Source organism: Streptomyces sp. NTH33 (genome assembly GCF_003236365.1).
Classification (GTDB): Bacteria; Actinomycetota; Actinomycetes; order Streptomycetales; family Streptomycetaceae; genus Streptomyces.
Genome location: NZ_POTZ01000367.1, coordinates 1 through 7,023, shown reverse-complemented (window position 1 = coordinate 7,023; position 7,023 = coordinate 1). Strand labels below are relative to the sequence as shown.

The window sequence follows — 7,023 nt, the reverse complement described above, 5'->3', positions numbered from 1 at the left end:
GTGATGAGACGGGAGCCGGTGCGGGTCCCGCCGGCAGGCGACCGCCGGGGGGCGGGGCCGGGTCCCGTACCCGCCTCCGGTGCCGGGCCGGGCTCGGGGCTCCCATCGGCCGGGGGTCCTGTGACGGGCCCGGGTGCCGCGGAGGGCCCAGGTGCCGCGGAGGGCCCAGGTGCCGCGGAGGGCCCAGGTGCCGCGGAGGGCCCAGGTGCCGCGGAGGGCCCAGGTGCCGCGGAGGGCCCGGGTGCCGCGGAGGGCAGCAGCGGCGTCGCGCCCGTCTGCGAGCCCGGGCCGGGCTGCGGTGCCGTGCTGGCCGCGGCCGACAGGGCCTCCGCCAGGCCGCCGAGTTCGACGTGGACGACCAGGACCGGCTTGCCGGGTACCGCCTCCGCGGCCGAGCGCAGGGCCGCGGCCAGGGCCGCGTCCTCGGCGGCGCCCTCGCCCACGGCTGGTATCGCCGTGACGACGACGGCGTCGGTGGTCTCGTCGGCGAGTGCGCGGGACAGTGCCAGCCGGAAGTCCTCCGCCGACGCCGCCGTCGTCAGGTCCCGCGGCGGCTGCGGGCGCAGTCCCTCGGCGAGGCAGCGGTCGTAGGTGAGCACGCCCAGCGACTCGGAGTTGCCGAGGATCGCCACCCGCGGGCCGGGCGGCAGCGGCTGCCGGGCGAGCAGCAGGCCGGTGTCGACCAGTTCGGTGATGGTGTCCACGCGGATCACGCCGACCTGCCGCATCAGCGCGGACACCGTCGCGTGCGGCAGTCGCGACGCCCGTACCGCGTGCCCCTGCGGGACGGATCCCGCGCTCTGCACCACGACCAGCGGCTTCACCGCCGCCGTGCGCCGGGCGAGGCGGGTGAACTTGCGCGGGTTGCCGACGGACTCCAGGTACATCAGGGCGACGTCGGTGTCGGCGTCGTCGTACCAGAACTGCATGACGTCGTTGCCGGAGACGTCCGCCCGGTTGCCCGCCGACACGAAGGTCGACACGCCTGTGATCCCCGTGACCCCGCCGCCGCGCCGGTGCAGCCGGGACAGCAGTGCGATGCCGATCGCCCCGGACTGCGAGAACAGCCCGATCCGGCCGGGCCGCGGCATCTCGGGGGCCAGGGAGGCGTTCAGCCGGACGTCCGGCGAGGTGTTGATGATCCCGAAGGTGTTCGGCCCGATGATGCGCATGCCGTACATGCGCGCGTGCCGCACGAGGGCGCGCTGGCGCTCGCGTCCCTCGGGGCCACTCTCCGCGTACCCGGCGGATATCACGACGAGTCCCTGCACGCCGTGCTCGCCGCACTCGGTGACGACCTCGGGGACGTGGTCGGCCGGCACGGCGACGACGGCGACGTCCACGGGCCCGTCGATGTCCCGCACGGAGCGGTGGGCGGGCACGCCGTCGATCTCCTTGCAGTCCTCGCCGAAGGCCCGGTTCACGGCGTGGAGCCGGCCGGTGAACCCGCCGTCGCGGATGTGGTCGAGAATGCTGCGGCCCACGCCCCCGCGCGTGCGGCCCACGCCGATGACGGCGACGGAGCCGGGCGCCAGCAGCCGCCGCACCGACCGCGCCTCGGCGCGCTGCTCCCGTGCGCGCTGCACGGCCAGCGAGCGGTCGGTCGGCTCGATGTCGAACTCCAGGCGTACGACGCCGTCCTCGAAGCTTCGCTTCTGGGTGTACCCGGCATCCATGAACACCTTGATCATCTTGGTGTTGGCGGGCAGCACCTCGGCGCTGAACCGGCGGATGCCGCGCTCGAGGGCGACGGCCGCGACGTGCTCCAGGAGCGCGGAGGCGACCCCGCGTCCCTGGTGAGCGTCCTGCACCAGGAAGGCGACCTCGGCCTCGTCGGAGGGCGCCGAGGCGGGCATGCCGTCGGTGTCGATGCGGTCGTAGCGCACGGTGGCGATGAACTCGCCGCCGATCGTGGCCGCGAGTCCCACCCGGTCCACGAAGTCGTGGTGCGTGAAGCGGTGGACGTCCTTCGCGGACAGGCGCGGGTAGGGCGCGAAGAAACGGTAGTACTTGGACTCGTCCGACACCTTCTCGTAGAAGCTGACCAGGCGGTCGGCGTCATCGGCGGTGATGGGGCGGATCCGCGCGGTGCCGCCGTCGCGCAGCACTACGTCGGCCTCCCAGTGGGCGGGGTACTCGTGCCGGTCCGGCGAGCTCTGCATGGGCCCCAGGGTACGGCTGGCGTCCGACAACGGCGCGAGGCAGTCTGTGGAGGACACACATCGGGGCGTCGGACCGAGGCCGCGGTCCGACGCCACCCGGAGCGGAACAGCGAACCGCCCCGGGATGTCTCGTCACGTGTGGAAAATTGGTCTAGACAACTCTGATCGCTCGAAGGGCAGCATCACATGGCTGAGCGCCGCGTCAACATCGGCTGGGCCGAGGGCCTTCACGCCCGCCCCGCCTCCATCTTCGTCCGGGCCGCCACGGCCGCAGCCGTCCCCGTGACGATCGCCAAGGCCGGCGGCACGCCTGTCAACGCGGCCTCCATGCTGGCCGTGCTCAGCCTCGGTGCAGAGGGGGGCGAGGAGGTCGTCCTGGCCTCCGACGCCGAGGGCGCGGACGCCGCGCTGGACCGGCTGGCCAAGTTGGTGTCCGAGGGGCTCGAGGAGCTTCCCGAGACGGTCTGACCGCCGGTCGGCCCGCTGATCCGGTCGGCCGACTGATCCGGTCGGCCGACTGATTCTGCCGGTCCGGCAGATCCTGCCGCTCCGGCCGGTCCGGATGATCGGGCGATGATCGGGCACTGAAGCCGTGCCGCCCTCTCCGGGCGGCACGGCTTCGGTGTTTCCCGGGCGCGGTGCGTCAGAGGTTCACGCCGTGCCTGCGGAGGTAGCTCACGGGGTCGACGTCGGAGCCGTAGTCCGGGGCCGTGCGGGCCTCGAAGTGCAGGTGCGCTCCGGTGACGTTGCCTGTCGCGCCGGACAGGCCGATCCGCTGGCCGGGGACGACCGTCTGGCCCACCGAGACGCCGATGGACGACAGGTGGCCGTACTGGGTGTACATGCCGTCGGCCATCCTGATCACGACCTGGTTGCCGTACGCCCCGCCCCAGCCGGCCTGGACGACGGTGCCGGCGCCGACCGCGTGGACGGTGGTGCCGCTCGCGGCGTGGAAGTCGATGCCGGTGTGGGAACCGGAGGACCACAGGGAGCCGCCGCTGCGGTAGCCGGTGGAGACGTAGGAGCCGGAGATCGGCGACACGAAGGTGTTCATACGCCTGCGCTCGGCCTCGCGGGCGGCGCGCTCCTTGGCCTCGCGCTCCTCCTTCGCCCGCTCCGCGGCCTTCTTGCGGGCGGCCTCCTCGGCCAGCTTCCGCTCGGCGGCCTGCTTCTGGGCGACGGCCTGGGCGTCGATCTTCTCGGCGATGCCGGCGCCGATGGTGACGACCGGGGTCAGGCCGGTGTCCTCGGGGGCGGGAGTCTCGGCGGCGAGGGCCGGGGAGGCGGCGAGGGTGCCGACGACGCCGGTGGCGGTGAGGGCCGCGACGCCCGCCGTGCGGGCGGTGGTGCGGTGCATCCGGCTGGGCCGGCGGTGCTTCCCGGTGGCGCGGGTGAACGCCATGTAGACGCTGGTCCTTTCCTTCCCTCTCGCCTACCGGGTTAGCTGACGGGTTCGGAGCAGGAAGGTCTCCTACGGGCACCCTCGCACCGCGCGCGGGTGTCCGATTCACCCCAGGGACTTGGGCCCCTCCAGCCGCGAAGGCGGCGACAGGAGGGCGGGTCCCCGGCTCCCCTGGCTCGCGCCGTACGGGGACTCGGCGATGGCTGTCCGGTGCCGCGGATGCGGCTTACTGCCCGACGAACAGTCGGACCGACGCTAGACGGAGCCGCTTTTCCTTCCCAAACGGAACAGAGGTTTTGTAGCGCAGACCACAGGACAGAAGGGAGGGCTCCGTCTCAATTCAGACACCGCGGGGCCCTGGTGACACCAGTCACCAGGGCCCCGCGCGCGTGTGCCGCTACTCGGCCGTCACGACGGTGACGTGGCCGATGCCGAGAGCCTCGACGGGTTCCTTGATCTGCGCGGCGTCACCGACGAGGACGGTCACCAGCCGGTCCACCGGGAAGGCGTTGACGACGGCCGCGGTGGCCTCCACCGTGCCGGTGGCGGCGAGCTGCTGATAGAGCGTCGCCTGGTAGTCGTCGGGCAGGTGCTGCTCGACCTGGTCGGCCAGCGTGCTCGCCACGGCGGCCGCCGTCTCGTACTTCAGCGGCGCCACGCCGACGAGGTTCTGCACGGCGACGTCCCGCTCGGCGTCGGTCAGGCCCTCGGCGGCGAGCCTGCGCAGCACCGTGAAGAGGTCCTGCAGGGCCGGGCCGGTGTTCGGCGTGTCGACCGAGCCGCTGATGGCGAGCATCGCGGCGCCCGAGCCGTCGGGGGCGGAGCGCAGCACCTGGCCGAACGCCCGCACACCGTAGGTGTAGCCCTTCTCCTCGCGCAGGACGCGGTCCAGGCGGGAGGTGAGGGTGCCGCCGAGGCAGTACGTGCCGAGCACCTGGGCGGGCCACACGCGGTCGTGCCGGTCGGGGCCGACACGACCGATGAGCAGCTGCGTCTGGACGGCGCCGGGCCGGTCGACGACGACCACGCGCCCGGTGTCGTCGGCGGTCACCGGCGGCACGGGCCGCGGCTTGGCGGGTGCCCCCGTCCAGGCGCCCAGGGTCTCGCCCAGCAGCTCGTCCAGGTCGGTGCCGGTGAGGTCGCCGACGACCACGACGGTGGCCGTGGCGGGGCGCACGTGCCGGTCGTAGAAGGAGCGGACGGCCGCCGAGTCGATGGCGCGGACCGTCTCCTCGGTGCCCTGGCGCGGGCGCGACATGCGCGCAGTGGCCGGGAACAGCTCCTTGGAGAGCTCCTTGGCGGCGCGGCGGGCGGGGTTGGCCAGCTCGTGCGGGATCTCGTCGAGCCGGTTGCGCACCAGCCGCTCGACCTCGGAGTCGGCGAAGGCGGGCGCCCTGAGGGCGTCGGCCAGCAGGCCGAGCCCCTTGGCCAGGCGGGAGGCCGGGACCTCCAGGCTCAGCCGTACGCCGGGGTGGTCGGCGTGGGCGTCCAGGGTGGCGCCGGCGCGCTCCAGCTCGGCGGCGAACTCCTCGGCGGAGTGCTTGTCGGTGCCCTCGGAGAAGGCCCGGGCCATGATCGTGGCGACGCCGTCCAGGCCGGCCGGCTCGGCCTCCAGAGGCGCGTCGAGGAGCACCTCGACGGCGACGACCTGCTGCCCGGGACGGTGGCAGCGCAGGACGGTCAGGCCGTTGTCCAGCGTGCCTCGCTCGGGCGCCGGGAACGCCCACGGCCTGGCCTCGCCCGCCTGGGGCCGGGGGTGGAACTCCATCGTGGCGAGCTCGGTCACTTCGCCGCCTCCTCGGTGTCGTCGGTGGCCGCGGCGTCCGCGTCCTGGGCGTCGTCCTGTGCGTCGGCGGTGGTCGGCTCGTAGACGAGCACCGCGCGGTTGTCGGGCCGCAGGCGGGCCTCGGCGACCTCCTGGACCTCCTCGGGGGTCACCTCCAGGACGCGCTTGACGGCGGTCAGGGCGAGCTGCGGGTCGCCGAACAGGACGGCGTACCGGCACAGTTCGTCGGCGCGGCCCGCGACCGTGCCGAGCCGGTCCAGCCACTCGCGCTCCAGCTGGGCCTGGGCGCGCTCCATCTCCTCGGCCGTCGGGCCCTGTTCGGCGAACCGGGCGAGCTCCTCGTCGATGGCCGACTCGATGACGGGGACCTCGACGTCGCCGGAGGTCTTCACGTCCAGCCAGCCCATCGAGGGCGCGCCGGCCAGCCGCAGCAGGCCGAAGCCGGCGGCGACGGCGGTGCGGTCGCGGCGCACCAGCCGGTTGTACAGGCGGGAGGACTCGCCGCCGCCGAGGATGGTGAGGGCGAGGTCGGCCGCGTCGCACGCGCGCGTGCCGTCGTGCGGGAGCCGGTAGGCGGCCATCAGGGCGCGGGCCGGGACCTCCTCCTCGACGACCTCGCGCAGCTGCTCACCGATGACCTCCGGCAGGGAGCCGTCGCGGGGCTCGGACTTGCCGTCGTGGGACGGGATGGAGCCGAAGTACTTCTCGATCCAGGCGAGCGTCTGCTGCGGGTCGATGTCGCCGACGACCGACAGGACGGCGTTGTTGGGCGCGTAGTACGTCCGGAAGAACTGCCGGGCGTCCTCCAGGGTGGCCGCGTCGAGGTCCGCCATGGACCCGATCGGCGTGTGGTGGTACGGGTGGCCCTCCGGGTAGGCGAGGGCGGTCAGCCTCTCGAAGGCGGTGCCGTAGGGGACGTTGTCGTAGCGCTGGCGGCGCTCGTTCTTGACGACGTCCCGCTGGTTCTCCATGGACTCGTCGTCCAGCGCCGCGAGCAGGGAGCCCATGCGGTCGGCCTCCAGCCAGAGGGCGAGCTCCAGCTGGTGGGCGGGCATGGTCTCGAAGTAGTTGGTGCGCTCGAAGCTGGTGGTGCCGTTGAGCGAGCCGCCCGCGCCCTGGACCAGCTCGAAGTGACCGTTGCCCTTGACCTGGGCGGAGCCCTGGAACATCAGGTGCTCGAAAAGGTGAGCCAGGCCGGTGCGTCCCTTGACCTCGTGGCGCGAGCCGACGTCGTACCAGAGGCACACCGCCGCGACCGGGGTCAAGTGGTCCTCGGAGAGCACCACGCGCAGGCCGTTGGCCAGACGGTGCTCGGTCGCTGTCAGGCCGCCGGAGCCTGCCTCGGCTGTGGCCGTGTGACCCATGGGCATGTACGTCCCTTCGATCGCGATGGCGGTTCGTGAACCGCCCGTTTCCTGCCGGTCCTGCCACTGTATGCAAGCGCGCGGACCCCTGGCGAAGTTCCCGGAGGCCGTACGCCGAGAGCGAGACCGGAAGCGGGACGAACGAGCCCTCGGGTGCGCGCCGGGGCGCGGGGCGCACCCGGGCGTGACGGGGTCGCCGAGGCCGGCGCCCCACGCCCGCGGCGCGGGCACGCGTGCGTGGCGTGGGACGACGGGCCGGGAAGCGGCTGCGACAGGAGTGCGCGGGGGTGGGCACGCGCGCACTCCTGT

5 protein-coding genes and 1 riboswitch are annotated in these 7,023 nt (G+C 73.6%); of the genes, 1 reads left to right on the top strand and 4 read right to left on the bottom strand.

Annotated elements, in window-relative coordinates:
* On the bottom strand, positions 1-2,162 hold a 2,162-nt coding region (locus C1I97_RS27460), incomplete at its 3' end, for a GNAT family N-acetyltransferase (protein ID WP_258382759.1).
* Between the two features lie 186 nt (positions 2,163-2,348).
* On the opposite strand from C1I97_RS27460, the gene C1I97_RS27450 reads away from it, so the two are divergent.
* On the top strand, positions 2,349-2,630 hold the full coding sequence (locus C1I97_RS27450) for an HPr family phosphocarrier protein (RefSeq protein WP_111005833.1): 282 nt from the start codon (positions 2,349-2,351) through the stop codon (positions 2,628-2,630).
* A gap of 175 nt (positions 2,631-2,805) precedes the next feature.
* Here the strand turns inward: C1I97_RS27450 and C1I97_RS27445 are convergent, their stop codons facing one another.
* The 3 genes from C1I97_RS27445 to C1I97_RS27435 all read right to left on the bottom strand — a co-directional run bounded on the left by C1I97_RS27445 (position 2,806) and on the right by C1I97_RS27435 (position 6,720).
* Entirely contained in the window at positions 2,806-3,564 is a 759-nt protein-coding gene (locus tag C1I97_RS27445) for a M23 family metallopeptidase (protein ID WP_111005832.1), read from the bottom strand.
* Between the two features lie 12 nt (positions 3,565-3,576).
* Positions 3,577-3,773, bottom strand: a riboswitch (cyclic di-AMP (ydaO/yuaA leader).
* A gap of 188 nt (positions 3,774-3,961) precedes the next feature.
* Positions 3,962-5,350 (bottom strand): M16 family metallopeptidase, encoded by a 1,389-nt coding sequence (locus C1I97_RS27440; RefSeq protein ID WP_111005831.1) that lies wholly within the window; start codon positions 5,348-5,350, stop codon positions 3,962-3,964.
* On the bottom strand, positions 5,347-6,720 hold the full coding sequence (locus tag C1I97_RS27435) for a M16 family metallopeptidase (RefSeq protein ID WP_111005830.1): 1,374 nt from the start codon (positions 6,718-6,720) through the stop codon (positions 5,347-5,349). Before C1I97_RS27435 ends, C1I97_RS27440 begins: the two co-directional genes overlap by 4 nt.
* Between the last annotated feature and the right edge of the window lie 303 nt (positions 6,721-7,023).

Coding starts and splice junctions, on each gene's coding strand:
- C1I97_RS27445 (WP_111005832.1), bottom strand. CDS start 3,564: ATGGCGTTCACCCGCGCCACCGGGAAGCACCGCCGGCCCAGCCGGATG.
- C1I97_RS27435 (WP_111005830.1), bottom strand. CDS start 6,720: ATGCCCATGGGTCACACGGCCACAGCCGAGGCAGGCTCCGGCGGCCTG.
- C1I97_RS27450 (WP_111005833.1), top strand. CDS start 2,349: ATGGCTGAGCGCCGCGTCAACATCGGCTGGGCCGAGGGCCTTCACGCC.